We start from the raw sequence: 739 nt of genomic DNA on the forward strand, positions 1-739 counted from the left end.
CCATATGTTGACGGAAGTTCATCTTTGGCCGGCGCCACTTGGCCCGGCGGCACGGGAGAGTTCGGTACACATGTCGTGGAACAACGGCGGAAACAGCCCTTGGGGCAATCCGCGTCCCCCCGGTGGGGGTGGACAAGGGGGTGGACCCTGGGGCGGCCCGCCTTCCGGTGGCCCGCCCGGCGGCGGCAACAACCGCGGCTCGGGCCCTGGTCCTGATGTCGAGGAGATGATCCGCAACGCCCAGGCCATGGTCCGGCGCTACCTGCCGCGGGGCGGCGGGGGCGGGAAGGGGCTGGCTCTGGCCGCCGTGCTGCTGGCGGGCATCTGGGGCGCCTCGGGCTTCTATCGCGTGCAGCCTGACGAGCTCGGCGTGGTCATGCGCTTCGGCGCCTTCGAGCGCACCGCGCCCCCGGGCCTGAACTACCGCATCCCCTGGCCGGTCGAGAGCGTCACCACGCCGCGCGTCACGCGCATCAACCGCGTGGATGTGGGCTTCCGGGCCGGTGCCGATGCCGCGCCGGGCGCCCGCGTGATCGCCAGCAGGGACGTGCTGCCCGAGTCGCTCATGCTGACCGGCGACGAGAACATCATCGACGTCGACTTCGCCGTCTTCTGGCGCATCCGCGACGCGAGCGACTTCCTCTTCAACACCCGCAACCCCGAGGACACGGTGAAATCCGCCGCCGAATCGGTGATGCGCGAGGTCATCGGCCGCACGCCGATCCAGCAGGCGCTCACC

Annotated in this window: 1 protein-coding gene; it reads left to right on the top strand. The window is 70.8% G+C overall.

Annotated elements, in window-relative coordinates:
* Window positions 1–226: 226 nt before the first annotated feature.
* Window positions 227–739, top strand: a 513-nt coding sequence (hflK, locus tag AC1DWF_RS34125) for a protease modulator HflK (RefSeq protein WP_476842914.1), incomplete at its 3' end; no start/stop codon positions are given.

The sequence above is a fragment of the Aminobacter sp. P4_D5 genome, assembly GCF_056401815.1.